Origin of the sequence: Bradyrhizobium erythrophlei, assembly GCF_042430365.1 — a bacterium.
In the GTDB taxonomy this organism is placed as follows: domain Bacteria; phylum Pseudomonadota; class Alphaproteobacteria; order Rhizobiales; family Xanthobacteraceae; genus Bradyrhizobium; species Bradyrhizobium erythrophlei.
In genome coordinates, this window is record NZ_JBHMET010000255.1 from 100,369 (window position 1) to 114,567 (window position 14,199).

The window sequence follows — 14,199 nt, forward strand, 5'->3', positions numbered from 1 at the left end:
GTATCTATCAGTAGGTAGACATTGGTGGATGCGATGAGGGATGCAATTCTGAAGGCCGCCGAGGCACGGATACGGCGGGGCGGTTTTCACGGGTTCAGTTTTCGTGACCTTGCCGCGGACGTCGGGATCAAGAGCGCCAGCGTGCACTATCATTTTCCAACGAAGGCCGATCTCGGCGTCAGCTTGATGAGAAATTATCAAGAGCAAATGTTGGCTGCCTTCGGCGACGCCGAGGATGATCGAATATTGGCTGCCAAGCTTGGCGCCGTGCGCGAGGCATACAGAAGGAAGCTGTCGAAGGCGGGAATTTGTCTTTGTGGAATATTGGCCGCTGAGCACGCCGGCCTGCCGGAGCCCGTTGGGGAGGCGCTCAAGGACTACTTTGTTGCCTGTCGAAATTGGTTGATCTCGGCCTTTGCTGGATCAGGGGCAGGCGAGCCGGAAAAGCGTGCGCTGGTCTTTTCGAGCGCCGTACAGGGCGGACTGCTGATGTCCCATGCGATGGGCGATCCGACGCTGTTCAACCGGGTGGCGGAGGAAGCCATAAGGGCCCAAGAGCAATCCGGGGTTCATCGGGGACGTACCAAGCGTCAGCGCGGCTGACCCCGCAACCAAATCTCTTTCACCGGCGAGCTGCGAGCACTCTTGCGGGGTCACGTCGACAGGTACGTCGACGGATGACTCCTCAGTCCGTCCGTGTATTCAGCATCGCGCCGAGGGCGGCTGCGGTGACGCAGCCGGACCTGATCATCGATAACGGCAACGTGTCCGCCGGGAATGCGGTCGGCAGCGGCGCTGTCCGCTGCCTTGCGCGTGGCAAGCAGCTGGGTGCGCGCCTGCGCGAGGCGCGACATCACCATTGAAACCGGCACGCCGGCGACTTCGGCGATCTCCTTGTATGACATGGCGCTGGATTCGCGCAGCACGATGATCTCGCGGAGCGGCGCAGGCAGAGCATCGATGAGCTGTCGGATGGTCACGTTGCTTTGCGTGTCGGGCACCGCAGATTGAGCAGTTGCTTGCGGCTCCGGCCGCGAGGACTCTCCGATCGCTATCGCGTGGGCAGAGGACGTTTCGCGCCGGTCGAGCCTCGCATGGCAGACGTTTCTGAGGATCGCGAGCAGCCGCGGCCGGACGGCAGGACTCCGAAAGCTATCGAAATCGCGCAACGCCTCCACATAGCATTCGTGGACGGCATCTTCGGCGTCGGCTTGATTGCCCAGGTAGAAGTGCGCGAGCGTGTAGGCGTCGTCGAGAAACGGAAGGGTCGCGTCTCGAAATCGCTGAGCCCGGTCATTCCCGGCCTTGCGTGTCATCGCATTGCATCTCGTGAATATGTTTACCAGCAATCGGCGCAGTGGTATCCAGTTCGGCACCGGGGGTCGTGGACCATCGCGCCAAGCGTAGGGACAGGCGCGACATGAACCCCACCAGGATTCGAGTATCGTTCATCGCATCATTTTGACTGACCGGCCCTTCGGAGCACGGATGATGTCCGAGACGCAGCTGCCGAACCGTTTTTCGATCTCCCACCGCGGCCTCGCCAAGGGGCCGGCCTACGAGGCATGGCGGGAGAACATTTGGCGCGGCTTTTGCCGGCTCGACGTCAGCCCGGCCGAAGATGATTACATCGATTGCCACAACGAGTTCACGCAGCTGCACTCGATCGTGATCGCGACGCCGCGGGGAGGTTCGGCCCGCTTTGCCCGGACCCGCACGCTCCTGGACGATGGTTGCGACGACCTGGTTCTCATCTCTGCAACACGCGGGACGGTGCACGTCACGCAGGGAAACAAGGCGATCGATCTGACGCCCGGGCAGATGTGCCTCACCGAGATGAATATCGTCGGCGCCGCGGACCTCAACCAGTCCGGAGGCTTCACGACGACGCGGTTGCCGCGACGTCTCCTGCTCCAGGTTGCCCCAATGGCGGAGACGCAGCTCGCGAGAGCGCTCGGGCATGACAGGGCGCTGAGTTCGATGATCGTGCGCTACTTCGGGCTCTGCGCCGACGTGGCCGGCGATCTGGACATTGCCGGGCAGAAGGCGGCGGCGCAGCATCTCGTCGATCTCGTCGGTCTGTTGCTGGCCAATCGCGCCGAGAAGAAGGACCTGGTCGAGCGACACGGTTTGTCGGGCGCGCGGCTGGAGCTCATGAAGGCCGACGTTCTCAGGAATCTCGACCGGGGTGATCTCACGATCGAGAAGGTCGCCGGCGCCAACGCGATCAGCCTGCGCCAGGCGCAGCGATTGTTCGCGGAATCGGGGACGACGTTCTCGGAATTCGTTCTTGAGCAACGGCTGCTGCTGGCGCGGCGGCTCCTGCTGAGCGAGTCAGGCATTCGCCGAAAGGTCAGTGACATCGCCTATTCGGTCGGGTTCAACGACCTCTCCTACTTCCACCGATCGTTTCGGAGACGGTTCGGCGTCTCGCCCGCCGACATGCAAATGGAGTTCGGTCGAACGCAGTGAATGCCCGATACAGGCAACGCTGCGGTAGGTTGAGCCCCGGTGCAGCGGATACGTATGCTTCCCGCGCCTACACCGCCGGCTTGGCACTCGCCGGCGCCTTGTCGACCCGCTTCGACCAGGAGCGGTAGTAGGCGAGCACGGTCATCAGCGCGATGCCGGCGGCGCTGACCAGGATCTGCATCCAGAGGCTGCCGGAGACTTCGACCAGGATCAGGTGCGCGATGACGGCAAGGAAGACGCCGAAGCAGAACACCTCGAGCGATTGCTGGCCGCATTTGATCATCGGGCGGAAGATCGGCCATTCGTAGCCGGCCCAGTCGCGCGGTAGGAACCGCGTGACGAAGAACGCCAGCACCACGAAGTGCAGGACGCGATACGGCGCGAGGTTGGTCTTGTCGTTCGGGTTGAACGCATCATAGAGCCAGGCCGGCATCGCCTGCCCGAGCGCGGGGAAGCTCCCGGCCAGCGTCATCACCAGCGCGAACAGGAGATAGGCGGCGCCGAGCATCAGGAAGGCGCGCGAGCGGATGAAGTGCATCGATTCGATCGCACCGCCGAGCGCGAACCAGCCGCCGAACACGAACAGGAACTGCCAGCAGAACGGATTGAAGTACCACGAGCCGCCCGGATAGGCCGGCAGGTTCCAGCCGAAATGGCGTGCGGCGAGATAGAGCAGGAACGATGCTGCGAGCGTCAGATTGGGCCGGCGCAACATCGCCCAGAGCACGACGGGATACACCACCATCAGCGAGATGTAGAGCGGCAGCACGTCCATGTTGACCGGCTTGAACGCCAGGATCAGGCCCTGATAGAGCGTCTCGGCCGGATTGTGCATGAAGCCCGCGACGTTGAACTCGTTCTCCAGATTCGGATCGTGATAGCGCTGCGCGAGATAGCCGATCTCGGCGATGTAGATCACGAACAGGAGGACGTGCGCGACATAGATCTGCCAGGCGCGCTTGATCAGGCGGGTGCCGCCGATGATGAAGCCGCGTTCGAGCATCATCCGCGCATAGACAAACGAGGCGGTGTAGCCGGAGATGAAAACGAACAGGTCGGCTGCGTCGCTGAATCCGTAGTTCCTCTGCGTGATCCAGTTGACGGCGTTGTTTGGGATGTGATCGAGGTAGATCGCCCAGTTGGCGAAGCCGCGCAGGAGGTCGAGCCGGTAGTCGCGTCCGCGCGGCGGCAGGACAGCCCTGATGTCCATCGATACGTTTCCCCTTCCGACCCGCGAATTTGCTGTTCGCGTGGCGCACCCATCCCGCATCATTCTAGCAAGCTTTTGCCTGATCGCATCAGGTTTCGGGGTGCGGGTCGGATGCGCTTGCCGCAACTTTGTCCACATCTTGCGACATGAAACCGAAAGTTGCAGGCAAGCCAAAAATCGCGGAGAGAAAAATGACGCCGCATTCGCTTCGATCGAACCGTTCCATTCAGGCCTCCATCTGCCTCACCGTCGTCCTCATGATCGGGCTCGGTGCAACAGCTGCGGCCGCGAATCCCGCCCGCGTGCTGGTGCTCGCCACCGGCGGCACCATCGCGGGCCAGGCCAGCGCGCGCGCCGGCAACGCCTATGACTCGGGCAAGGTGAGCGCGGCGGACCTCATCTCCGCCGTCCCTGATATGGACAAGCTCGCCCGGATCTCGGCCGAGCAGATCTCCGCGATCGGCTCGCAGGACATGAACGACAAGGTGTGGTTCGACCTCGTCGCGCGCATCCGTGCCGCGATCGAGAAGAAGGAGGCCAATGGTGTCGTGATCACGCACGGCACCGACACGATGGAGGAGACCGCGTTCTTCCTCTCGCGCGTGCTCGAGACCGACATGCCGATCGTGCTGGTCGGCTCGATGCGTCCCTCGACCGCGATCGGCGCCGATGGTCCCGCCAACCTCTATGAAGCGGTGAAGGTCGCCTCCGCCCCCGAATCGCGCGGGCGCGGCGTGCTGGTGGTGCTCAACGACACCATCCACGGGGCGCGCTGGGCGCAGAAGACCAACACCACGAGCGTCGAGACGTTCCGCTCGCGCGACGCAGGGCCGGTCGGCTATGTCGATACCGGTTCGATCCGCTTCGTGCAGCCGGCCGCCGCAGTGAGGGCGCCGAAGCTGAAGCTGCCCGACGCCGCACCCCTGCCGCGGGTCGATATCGTCTATTCGCACGCCAACATGGACGGCGCGCCGATCGAGGACGCGGTCAAGCGCGGCGCGAAGGGCATCGTGCTGGCCGGTGTCGGCGACGGCAACACGTCCAAGGGCGCGCTCGAGGCGCTTGCTGCGGCGGCCAGGCAGGGCGTCGTCGTGGTCCGCTCGACCCGCGTCGGCTCCGGCTTCGTCAATCGCAACGTCGAGGTCAACGACGATACGCTCGGCTTCGCCGTCTCGCTCGACCTCAACCCGCAGAAGGCGCGCGTCCTGCTTCAACTCCTGATCGCGAACGGTATCACCGAGCCCAAGGCGGTGCAGCAGGCCTACGTCGCGACCTGGTGACCGCCTGCGTCGATGGACCAAACGCCGTCGCAATGCTACGCCTCGCCGCGAGCGGCCACCATGATGGCCGCCGCATCCCGCGAGCGCCCGCTGCCGGGATCGAGCGTGAAGGTGAACGTCAATGCCCCTGTGGACCTGCGAACAATGCGGCTCGCAATTTCCTGAAAGCGCGGCGGCGCCGAAGGCGTGCCCGATCTGCGAGGACGAGCGGCAATATGTCAATTGGACCGGGCAGGCCTGGCTGACGCGCGAGGCGCTGGCAGAGCGCCACAGACTGGTCTGGCGCGACGATCTCGGCCTGGTCGGGATCGCGCTCGAGCCGTCGTTTGCGATCGGCCAGCGCGCATTGCTGGTGCCGGATCGCGGCGGCTGCGTGATGTGGGACTGCGTGCCGCTGGCGACGCCTGAGGCGATCGCGCATGTCGCCTCGCTCGGCGGGCTGAAGGCGATCGCGATCTCGCATCCGCATTATTATGGCGCGGTCGCCGACTGGAGCGCCGCGTTCAACGACGCGCCGGTCTATCTGCATGGCGACGACGCCCAGTGGGTGACGCGGCCGCATCCGTCGATCGTGCCGTGGCGGGGCGACAGCCATCGGATCTCCGACGAGATCCTGCTGGTCCGCGCCGGCGGACATTTCGCCGGCGCCACCGTGCTGCATTGGCGGGGCGGCGCGGACGGCCGCGGCGCGCTTCTGACCGGCGACATCGCCATGGTGGCGATGGACCGCCGCTCGGTGAGCTTCATGTACAGCTATCCGAACTACATCCCGCTGAACGCGGCGGCGGTGCGGCGGATCGCGGACGCGGTCGCGCCGCTCGCCTTCGATCGCATCTATGGCGCCTGGTGGGGCAAGAACATCGCCGACGGCGCCAAGGCGGCGTTCGACCGCTCGGTGCGGCGCTACATCGCGGCGATCGCCGACCGCAGCTAACCTTGCCACACGGCGCGGCCGCGTTATATCAGGGCTTTCCCGCCACCACGGATTGTCCCCGAGTTCCTCATGACCACCACTGCAACAGCCGAATCCCAGCCGTTCCAGGCCGAGGTTGCCGAATTGCTGCACCTGATGGTGCATTCGGTCTACTCCGAGACCGACATCTTCCTGCGCGAACTGATCTCAAACGCGTCCGACGCCTGCGACAAGCTGCGCTACGAGGCGATTGCCCGGCCCGAACTGATCGCGGACGGTGCGCCGCCCGAGATCAGGATCGTGCCGGACAAGAAGGCCAATACGCTGGCGGTGGTCGACAGCGGCATTGGCATGGACCGCCACGAGCTGATCGACAATCTCGGCACCATCGCGCGCTCCGGCACCAAATCGTTCCTGTCGAAGCTGTCGGAAGCCAAGGACGGCGCCAATCTGATCGGCCAGTTCGGCGTCGGCTTCTACGCCGCCTTCATGGTCGCCGAGAAGATCGTCGTCACCAGCCGCCGTGCCGGCTCCGACGAGGTGTGGGTGTGGTCGTCCGAAGGCGGCAGCGGTTTTGAGATCGCACCTGCCAGCGAGGAGGCTGCAGCCCGCGTGACGCGCGGCACCGAGATCGTGCTGCATCTGAAGACGGACGCCGCCAAATATCTCGAGCAGTACCAGATCGAGCGCGTCGTCCACGAATACTCCGATCATATCCAGTTCCCGATCCTGCTCGTGCCGGAGGAGGGCGAGCCGCGCCAGATCAATTCGGCGAGCGCGCTGTGGCAGCGGCCGAAATCCGAGCTCAAGGTGGAGGACTACAATCACGCCTATCAGCAGATCGCCGGCGCCTTCGACGAGCCGGCGATGACGCTGCATTACCGCGCCGAGGGCCGCCAGTCCTACGCGGTGCTCTTGTTCGCGCCGTCGACCAAGCCGTTCGACCTGTTCCAGGTCGAGCGCAAGGGCAAGGTCAAGCTCTATGTCCGTCGCGTCTTCATCGCCGACGATGCCGAGATCCTGCCGGCCTATTTGCGTTTCATCCGCGGCGTGATCGACAGCGAGGACCTGCCGCTCAACATCTCGCGCGAGATGCTGCAGAACAATCCGCAGCTCGCGCAGATCCGCAAAGCGGTCACCGGCCGCGTGATCTCCGAGTTCGAGACGCTGGCCGAGAAGGAGCCGGCAACCTTCGCCAAGATCTGGACCGCGTTCGGCCCGGTCATCAAGGAAGGCCTGTGGGAGGATCACGAGCGGCGCGAGAAGCTCCTCGCGCTGTCGCGCTTCACCACGACCGCGGGCGAGGATCGTTCGCTGAAGCAGTATGTCGACGACCTCAAGCCGAACCAGACCGAGATCTATTATCTCGTCGGCGATACCATCGAGCGCCTGAGGTCCAACCCGAAGCTTGAATCGGCCCGCGCGCGCGGCATCGAGGTGCTGCTGCTCACCGATCCGGTCGACGCGTTCTGGACCGCGGCGCCGATCGATTTCGGCGGCAAGCCGCTGAAGTCGCTGAGCCAGGGCGATGTCGATTTCGGCCTGATCCCGCTGCTCGACGACACGGCCGAGGACGGCAAGACCGAGACGGAAGCCGATGCTGCGACCACGATCGCCGTGATCAAGGATGCGCTCGGCGAGCGCGTCTCCGACGTTCGCGCCTCGCAGCGGCTGACCTCGAGCGCGTCCTGTCTCGTCGCCGGCGGCGATGCCCGCGACCGTGCGCTGGAGCGGTTGCTCGCCCAGCAGAACCGCGGCGCGGTGACCAAACCGATCCTGGAGATCAATCTGCGCCACCCGCTGGTCGCGGCGGTCGCCACCGACACGGCGCAGGCGAAGGACCTGTCGTTCCTCTTGTTCGAGCAGGCGCAGATCCTCGACGGCGAGATGCCGGAAGACCCGGCCGCCTTCGCCAGCCGCCTCAACGGGCTGGTGCTACGCGGAGTGGCCAAGGGGTAGGGGCCCGGTAGCCCGGATGGAGCGCTAGCGAAATCCGGGGCCGCCGTATCCGCGGATGGTCCGTTCCCGGATTGCGCTGCGCTCCATCCGGGCTACGGTTGTGTGGAGTGGCGGCGCGCATGCGGCGACCCCACGAACCCGATTCCAAAATCACTCGTATCTGCTAGATCATTGCCGTGAGCAGGTGGACGCGGATCACCATGACGGCTGCGGGCAGCGAGATCTTCTACGGCGGCATTCCGGTCTTTCGCGGCTTTGCGAGCCTGATGGACCCGGCGCTGTATGCGCCCCTGCCGGACGACTGGACCGTCGGCGTCGCCGATATCGTGGAATCGACCAAGGCGATCGCGGCGCAGCGCTACAAGGCGGTCAACATGGCGGGCGCCGCCGTGATCGCCTCCGTCACCAATGCGCTCGATGGCCGTGAATTCCCCTTCGTGTTCGGCGGCGACGGCGCGAGTTTCGCGATCGCGCCGGCCGATCTCGACCGAGCACGCGAGGCGCTGGCGGCCACCGCGACCTGGGTCCGCGATGACCTCGAGCTCGTGATGCGGGTCGCGCTGGTGCCGGTCGCCGCGATCCGCGCGGCGGGCGCCGACGTCCGTGTCGCGCGTTTCGGGCCGTCGGCCAATCTGTCCTATGCGATGTTCTCCGGCGGCGGTCTCGCGCACGCCGACGCCGCAATGAAGCGCGGCGAGTTCGCGGTCGATCCGGCGCCGCCGGGCACGCAGCCCGACCTGTCCGGCCTGTCCTGCCGCTTCGAGGAAATGCCGTCCGCGCGGGGCGTCATTCTCTCCGTGCTGGTGCTGCCGGCGAAAGGCGCCGATCCGGCAGCCTTCCGCAAGGTGATCGAGGACATCGTCGTGCGGGTTGAGAAGAGCCCCGATGCTGGACGGCCGGTGCCGCAGGGCGGCCCGCCGCTGCGCTTTCCGCCGCAGGGGATCGATTACGAAGCGCGCGCCAAGCGGTACGGCGGATCACTTGCCATGCGGCGTGTCGCGGTGCTTGGTTTTGCGTTCTGGGCCTATGTCGTGTTTCGCCTCGGCCTCAAGGTCGGCAAGTTCGCGCCAGAACTTTATCTGCAGCAAGTGGTCGAGAATTCCGACTTCCGCAAGTTTGACGACGGCCTGCGTATGATCCTGGATTGCACGCCGGAGCTCGCCGCCGAGCTCGAGCAACGCCTCGTGGCCGCGGCCGCGCAAGGCGTCGTGCGCTACGGCTTGCATGAACAGGATGCGGCGATGATGACCTGCTTCACACCGTCGGTGATGCGCTCCGACCACGTCCATTTCGTCGACGGGGCCCGCGGCGGCTACGCCTCGGCGGCGACGGCATTGAAGGCAATGGCGGCGTAGGGCTACCTCGCCCCGCTTGCGGGGAGAGGTCGGATTGCGCAGCAATCCGGGTGAGGGGGTACAGGTCTCAACTCTCGGCTCGCTCGCGGAGGGAGCCCCTCACCCCAACCCTCTCCCCGCAAGAGCGGGGCGAGGGAGACGGGAGATCTTGCTTCGACCTATCGCACCTTCGTCCAGGTCTCGCCGCCGCACAGCGCGCCGACGCAGCCCTCGACGCGTAGCGTGCTCTCGCCGGTCACGGTGACGCTGCTGGCATAGGTGCCGCCGTCGTCGGCATTGTAGATCTGGCCCTGCCATTTGTTGGCGGCGACGGGTTGCATGCCCGAGAACAGCGGCAGGCCGACGATCGGCCGGTGAGCCAGCGATGGATTCGGATTCTTGTTGTCGACCTGCGGCTTGCCGGTGGCGGGATCGATCGGGGCGCGCAGGCTCACGACCACGCCGCAGAGGCCACCGCCGCATTTCGAGACCTTGACGCGGGCGTCGCCCGCCTGGGTCTGCCAGACCCCCGTCGGCTCAGGCGCGCCTTGCGCATGCGCGGCTGACGCAGTGAGCATCGCCACAATGATTGCGACAACATATCCGAATCGGCAGGCCATGATTTATTCCCCGGAGAGCGCGCCTGCATATCAAGTCGGATGATTTCTGCAATGTCATATTCCTGCGATCAGCAGGGCATGATCCGGACCCGAACGATCGCGTTTGCGCAAAGCGCATGGCTAATCTCCGAAAGATCATGCTCGAACAACGACCTAAAGCGCGACGACAAGTCACCCTGGCGCGTCACGTTTGTCCCCAGCGGGTCAATTTGATCGTCAGCGCGGTGGCGAGACCGAAGACCACCATCGCAGCGCCGACCAGGGCGAACAGCGTCCATGCCGGGGCGCCGGAGGCGGCAAGCCACCAGCCGCCAATGCCGACCATCAGCAACCGAATCGTTCCGGCAAGCACCGGACCGCCGACCCTCGCCGCGCCTTGCGAGGAGAAGTAAAGGCAGACCCCCATACCGAAGAAGCCGAAGCCGGGGCCCGCCAGGGCGAAATAGGAAGAGGCGGCGGCGGTGACGCCGGGATCGCCGGTGAACAGCGATATCCATAGCGCGGGCTTGATTGCGACGACGATGCCGACGAATCCGACAACCAGGCTCGCGACCGCCGCCGCGGTCCATGTCACCCGCCGTGCGCGTGCGACGAGCCCCGCACCCATCGCCATGCCGACCATCGGCACCGACGCGACGCCGACCGCAAAGGCGATCGGGATCAGGAGGAATTCCAGCCGCGAGCCCATGCCATAGCCGGCGAGCGTTTCGGTGCCGAAGCCCGCTAGGATCTTGGTGAAGATCAGGATCGTCAGCACGCTCTGCAGCGGCGACAGGCAGGACATCGCGCCGACTTTCAGGATGTCGAGAAACATGCCGCGCTGGAAGCGGAAGGCGGCGAAATCGAGCTTCAGCCGGCTGCGGCCGCTGAGGAGATACCAGGCGAGGAAGACGACACCGAGCGTGAACGCGGTGAGCTGGCCGGCCGCGACGCCGCGCATGCCGAGGCTCGGTGCGCCGAACAGCCCGAGGCCCAGCACGCCGCCGACCGCGATCTGGACCAGCGAGACCGCGATCAACGTGAGCGACGGCGTCCGCATGTCGCCGGTGCCGCGCACCACGGAGGCCAGCGTGTTGACCAGCCAGATCGAGATCGCGCCGGAGAACAGCACCTGCGAATAGTGCATCGACTGGTCGAGCACGCCGCCGCGCCCGCCGAGCAGCGTGTAGAAGCTGCGGCCGAATCCCAGCATCATCACGGTGAAGAACAGTCCGGCGCAAGCGCCGATGATCGCGGCATGCAGCGCCAGCTCGGCGGCACGGTCGCGATGGCCGGCGCCGAGCGCGCGGCTGATCGCCGACGAGACGCCGCCGCCCATCGCGCCCGCCGACATCATCTGCGTCAGCATCGCGAACGGAAACACCAGCGCGATGCCCGCCAGCGGCTCGGTGCCGAGCCGGCCGATATAGGAGGTCTCGGCCACCGCGACCAGCGTAGAGCCGAACATCGCGATGGTGTTGGGGATCGCAAGCTTGAGCAGCGTCGGCAGGATCGGCGCGGTCAACAGCGGGTTGGCCAGCGCGGCTCTGGGCGCAGCGGCGGCTGGACGCACGTCGATCGGAGCATCAATGGTCATGCGTCAGAGGCTCACACATATCGGAAGGGCAATTGATCAGCTTGTCCGCGAGTTCGCCTTGCCTCTCCCGCTTGCGGGGGAGGCCGACGCGCGCGCAGCGCGTGGCGGGTGGGGGCTCTCTCCACGATACGACTCGTGGAGAGAGCCCCCACCCCAGCCCTCCCCCGCAAGCGGGAGAGGGAGTGCAGTCCCTTCGCGGGTGCAATTCGACGTCAATTCAACGCGCTCGCGGTCAATAAATGATGATCGACATCCTACGGACTCAACTCGACCCTCGCCACCGCCGCCGGCGCAGGGGTCACCATGGCAGGCCGCATAGGTCGATCTTGCCCTGCCGCGGGGCGCGCACGATGTCGTAGACGAACGGCGTCATCGCCTCGAAGCGGATCTGCCCCGAGGGTTGCTCGCAATAAATCTCGCCGGTGAAAGGATGCCAGCCGCGCGCAGAATAGAAGGCGAAATTGTGCGGCTCGCAGACCAGGAGAGCAAATTTTACCGCCTCGTTGGCGCGCATGGTCTGCACCGCGGCATCGATGGCGAGGCTGGCATAGCCGCGGCGCCGGCAGTCCTCGCGCGTGGCGACGCCGCCGATGCCGCCGATATGCACCTTGTGGCCATTCCAGGTGACGGTCCGGAAATAGACGCCGACATGGCAGGCAAGCCTGCTGTCGTCGGGGGCGTCGATCAGGACGCGCAAATCGGCATTGGCCCATTCGATATACGCCCAGGGCTGCTTTTCCACGAGATGACGGCCCCAGACCGCCCGGTGCAGCGGTTCGGCGCGCGGCCAGGACGCGTCTCCGTTGAGGACGTCGATTTCGATGCTCATGTTTTCCGCCCCTCGGCTGTGTCGATCTGTCATACACGCCGCGGCGGGGCGCGCATCCGAAAATGCGGTGTTTAAGCGCGATGGAACCTTCTATAAGGAGGTCTCGTTAAGTGTAGTCTCCCACCACTGTTGGACATCACCCATGACCTTCACGCTTCCCGATCTTCCCTACGCCCACGACGCCCTTGCGCCCTATATGTCCAAGGAAACGCTGGAGTTTCACCACGACAAGCATCACCAGGCCTACGTGACCAACGGTAACAATGCGATCAAGGGGACTGAATTCGAGAACATGTCCCTCGAAGACATCGTGAAGAAGTCGTTCGGCAAGAATGCCGCCGTCTTCAACAACGCCGGCCAGCACTACAATCACATCCACTTCTGGAAGTGGATGAAGCCGAATGGCGGCGGCAGCAAGCTGCCCGGCCGTCTGGAAAAGAAGATCAACGAGGATCTCGGCGGCTTCGAGAAGTTCAAGACCGATTTCGCCGCCGCCGGCGTCGGTCAGTTCGGCTCCGGCTGGGCCTGGCTGCAGGTCAAGGGCGGCAAGCTCGAAATCTCCAAGACGCCGAACGGCGAGAATCCGCTGGTCCACGGCGCGGTGCCGATCCTCGGCGTCGACGTCTGGGAGCACTCCTACTACATCGACTATCGCAACCGCCGTCCGGATTACCTGAAGGCGTTCGTCGACAGCCTCGTCAACTGGGACTATGTCGACGAGCTGTTCGGCAAGGTCGGCTGATCGCGTAGCCGTCATTCCGACGACGGCTTTCTTCACCCTCCCCTGAAAGGGGAGGGTCGGTTCGCATGCAGCGAAGCGGAATGCGAACCGGGGAGGGGTCATCCCTCAACACGGGCAGTCTCTCAACTGAGAGACTGTGACCCCGCCCCGCCGCTCATTTCATTCGCGTCGACCCTCCCCTTTCAGGGGTGGGTGAAAATTTGAGTGTGCGGCGAATGCGCCTCCACTTCACCACACCATCGGGGGCATTGGTGGGTAACGCGGCAAGCTATCTTCTGGTCTTCTTCGGCGGTGGCCTCGGCGCAAGCCTGCGCCATCTGATCAACGTCACCTGCGCGCGCTGCATCGGCACCGCGTTTCCGTATGGCACCTTCATCATCAACGTCACTGGCTCGACCGTGATGGGCCTGATCGCCGGCTACCTCGCCTTCAAGGGCGAGGCCTCGCAGCACTGGCGGCTGTTCCTGATGACGGGAATCCTCGGCGGCTACACCACATTCTCCGCCTTCTCGCTCGACGCTGTGCTGCTGTACGAACGCGGCGAGCTTGGGCTTGCGGCGCTGTACGTGCTCGGCTCGGTGGTGCTGTCGATCGCCGGCCTGGTCGCCGGGCTTGCGATCGTCCGGCATCTGACGTGACGGAACGAGTGGGGCAGATCCGCCCTACAAACTGAATCCTGGTTCAGCGGCATTGAGTTGGGGGTCTTGTCCAGCCCCCTCAGCAAAAATATTTCGGTTTATCGGAAGGGCGACTTGGTGTATGAATTGGCCCGTCTCACCCGATCGAGGGGCGCGTCGCGATCGTCACGAGTGTTGCGGTGAGATGCGGTGGACGTTGATCGTGCGGCCGACGAGCGCGCGTGAAACGGACGGTGAAGTCGTGTGGTCCTGACGCCCCAGTGGCAGGTGTCTCCTCGCAAGACGCGAAGTCCTTTTGCGAAGACGGTGACACAAGCCCGGTCTCGCCGGGGAGAGCACGATATAAGCCGTAAAACCATCGCGCAGGGAAAGCCGGCGTGTTTCCGGTTTCACCTGTGGTCCTATGTGCTTTTTGTTGCACAGGGCCCATGGGTGCAATCGGCACCCGGCTTTCCCTGCGCCCTCTGCGAGAGGAGAGGGCGGAACGAAGAGCAAGCCTCGGACGATTCATGTCGCGAGAATGCGGACCTGTGAGTTGTTGAGAGCAAAGCGCGCCACACCTTCACCGTCGTCCTGGCGAAACAGGCCGTGTAGAAACGCTGGCGCGGCGGCTGGAGCTGAGATCA

General features: G+C 64.8%; 13 protein-coding genes. 8 read left to right on the plus strand and 5 right to left on the minus strand.

Features of this window, described 5'->3' with window-relative positions; translation table 11 throughout:
- The first annotated feature begins 33 nt into the window (after positions 1-33).
- Positions 34-603, plus strand: a complete 570-nt coding sequence (locus ACFFWD_RS38935; RefSeq protein ID WP_376974692.1) for a TetR/AcrR family transcriptional regulator — start codon at positions 34-36, stop codon at positions 601-603.
- Between the two features lie 50 nt (positions 604-653).
- On the opposite strand, the gene ACFFWD_RS38940 is transcribed toward ACFFWD_RS38935, so the two are convergent.
- Positions 654-1,316: a sigma-70 family RNA polymerase sigma factor gene (locus tag ACFFWD_RS38940; RefSeq protein WP_376974693.1), complete on the minus strand. Its 663-nt coding sequence runs from the start codon at positions 1,314-1,316 to the stop codon at positions 654-656.
- Between the two features lie 175 nt (positions 1,317-1,491).
- On the opposite strand from ACFFWD_RS38940, the gene ACFFWD_RS38945 reads away from it, so the two are divergent.
- Complete coding sequence (locus ACFFWD_RS38945) at positions 1,492-2,472, plus strand: helix-turn-helix domain-containing protein (RefSeq protein WP_376974694.1); 981 nt, start codon at positions 1,492-1,494, stop codon at positions 2,470-2,472.
- Positions 2,473-2,539: 67 nt separating this feature from the next.
- Here the strand turns inward: ACFFWD_RS38945 and ACFFWD_RS38950 are convergent, their stop codons facing one another.
- Complete coding sequence (locus ACFFWD_RS38950; RefSeq protein ID WP_376974695.1) at positions 2,540-3,682, minus strand: OpgC domain-containing protein; 1,143 nt, start codon at positions 3,680-3,682, stop codon at positions 2,540-2,542.
- Positions 3,683-3,873: 191 nt separating this feature from the next.
- On the opposite strand from ACFFWD_RS38950, the gene ACFFWD_RS38955 reads away from it, so the two are divergent.
- The 4 genes from ACFFWD_RS38955 (at position 3,874) to ACFFWD_RS38970 (ending at position 9,189) form a co-directional block, all read left to right on the plus strand.
- On the plus strand, positions 3,874-4,962 hold the full coding sequence (locus ACFFWD_RS38955) for an asparaginase (protein WP_376974696.1): 1,089 nt from the start codon (positions 3,874-3,876) through the stop codon (positions 4,960-4,962).
- Positions 4,963-5,083: 121 nt separating this feature from the next.
- A complete protein-coding gene (locus ACFFWD_RS38960; RefSeq protein ID WP_376974697.1) occupies positions 5,084-5,896 on the plus strand; it encodes an MBL fold metallo-hydrolase in 813 nt (270 codons plus the stop codon).
- A 69-nt stretch (positions 5,897-5,965) separates the two neighbouring features.
- Positions 5,966-7,834 (plus strand): molecular chaperone HtpG, encoded by a 1,869-nt coding sequence (gene htpG / locus ACFFWD_RS38965; protein ID WP_376974698.1) that lies wholly within the window; start codon positions 5,966-5,968, stop codon positions 7,832-7,834.
- Between the two features lie 200 nt (positions 7,835-8,034).
- On the plus strand, positions 8,035-9,189 hold the full coding sequence (locus ACFFWD_RS38970; protein ID WP_376974706.1) for a DUF3095 domain-containing protein: 1,155 nt from the start codon (positions 8,035-8,037) through the stop codon (positions 9,187-9,189).
- Between the two features lie 158 nt (positions 9,190-9,347).
- Here ACFFWD_RS38970 and ACFFWD_RS38975 read toward each other — a convergent pair whose 3' ends face one another.
- The 3 genes from ACFFWD_RS38975 to ACFFWD_RS38985 all read right to left on the minus strand — a co-directional run bounded on the left by ACFFWD_RS38975 (position 9,348) and on the right by ACFFWD_RS38985 (position 12,193).
- A complete protein-coding gene (locus ACFFWD_RS38975) occupies positions 9,348-9,788 on the minus strand; it encodes a DUF2147 domain-containing protein (protein WP_376974699.1) in 441 nt (146 codons plus the stop codon).
- Positions 9,789-9,972: 184 nt separating this feature from the next.
- On the minus strand, positions 9,973-11,364 hold the full coding sequence (locus ACFFWD_RS38980) for an MATE family efflux transporter (protein WP_376974700.1): 1,392 nt from the start codon (positions 11,362-11,364) through the stop codon (positions 9,973-9,975).
- Between the two features lie 298 nt (positions 11,365-11,662).
- Positions 11,663-12,193: a GNAT family N-acetyltransferase gene (locus ACFFWD_RS38985; protein WP_376974701.1), complete on the minus strand. Its 531-nt coding sequence runs from the start codon at positions 12,191-12,193 to the stop codon at positions 11,663-11,665.
- Positions 12,194-12,335: 142 nt separating this feature from the next.
- Between ACFFWD_RS38985 and ACFFWD_RS38990 the strand changes: the two genes are divergently transcribed.
- Together ACFFWD_RS38990 and crcB are read left to right on the plus strand one after the other, a co-directional pair.
- The gene (locus tag ACFFWD_RS38990; protein ID WP_376974702.1) at positions 12,336-12,935 is read left to right on the plus strand and encodes a superoxide dismutase; all 600 of its coding nucleotides are present in this window, start codon (positions 12,336-12,338) and stop codon (positions 12,933-12,935) included.
- Positions 12,936-13,150: 215 nt separating this feature from the next.
- On the plus strand, positions 13,151-13,573 hold the full coding sequence (crcB, locus tag ACFFWD_RS38995; RefSeq protein ID WP_376974703.1) for a fluoride efflux transporter CrcB: 423 nt from the start codon (positions 13,151-13,153) through the stop codon (positions 13,571-13,573).
- Positions 13,574-14,199: the final 626 nt, after the last annotated feature.

Bases quoted from the DNA above. Each gene is read 5' to 3' on its own strand.
- ACFFWD_RS38935 (WP_376974692.1), top strand. From the start codon at position 34: ATGAGGGATGCAATTCTGAAGGCCGCCGAGGCACGGATACGGCGGGGC.
- ACFFWD_RS38940 (WP_376974693.1), bottom strand. From the start codon at position 1,316: ATGACACGCAAGGCCGGGAATGACCGGGCTCAGCGATTTCGAGACGCG.
- ACFFWD_RS38945 (WP_376974694.1), top strand. From the start codon at position 1,492: ATGTCCGAGACGCAGCTGCCGAACCGTTTTTCGATCTCCCACCGCGGC.
- ACFFWD_RS38950 (WP_376974695.1), bottom strand. From the start codon at position 3,682: ATGGACATCAGGGCTGTCCTGCCGCCGCGCGGACGCGACTACCGGCTC.
- ACFFWD_RS38955 (WP_376974696.1), top strand. From the start codon at position 3,874: ATGACGCCGCATTCGCTTCGATCGAACCGTTCCATTCAGGCCTCCATC.
- ACFFWD_RS38960 (WP_376974697.1), top strand. From the start codon at position 5,084: ATGCCCCTGTGGACCTGCGAACAATGCGGCTCGCAATTTCCTGAAAGC.
- htpG (WP_376974698.1), top strand. From the start codon at position 5,966: ATGACCACCACTGCAACAGCCGAATCCCAGCCGTTCCAGGCCGAGGTT.
- ACFFWD_RS38970 (WP_376974706.1), top strand. From the start codon at position 8,035: ATGACGGCTGCGGGCAGCGAGATCTTCTACGGCGGCATTCCGGTCTTT.
- ACFFWD_RS38975 (WP_376974699.1), bottom strand. From the start codon at position 9,788: ATGGCCTGCCGATTCGGATATGTTGTCGCAATCATTGTGGCGATGCTC.
- ACFFWD_RS38980 (WP_376974700.1), bottom strand. From the start codon at position 11,364: ATGACCATTGATGCTCCGATCGACGTGCGTCCAGCCGCCGCTGCGCCC.
- ACFFWD_RS38985 (WP_376974701.1), bottom strand. From the start codon at position 12,193: ATGAGCATCGAAATCGACGTCCTCAACGGAGACGCGTCCTGGCCGCGC.
- ACFFWD_RS38990 (WP_376974702.1), top strand. From the start codon at position 12,336: ATGACCTTCACGCTTCCCGATCTTCCCTACGCCCACGACGCCCTTGCG.
- crcB (WP_376974703.1), top strand. From the start codon at position 13,151: ATGCGCCTCCACTTCACCACACCATCGGGGGCATTGGTGGGTAACGCG.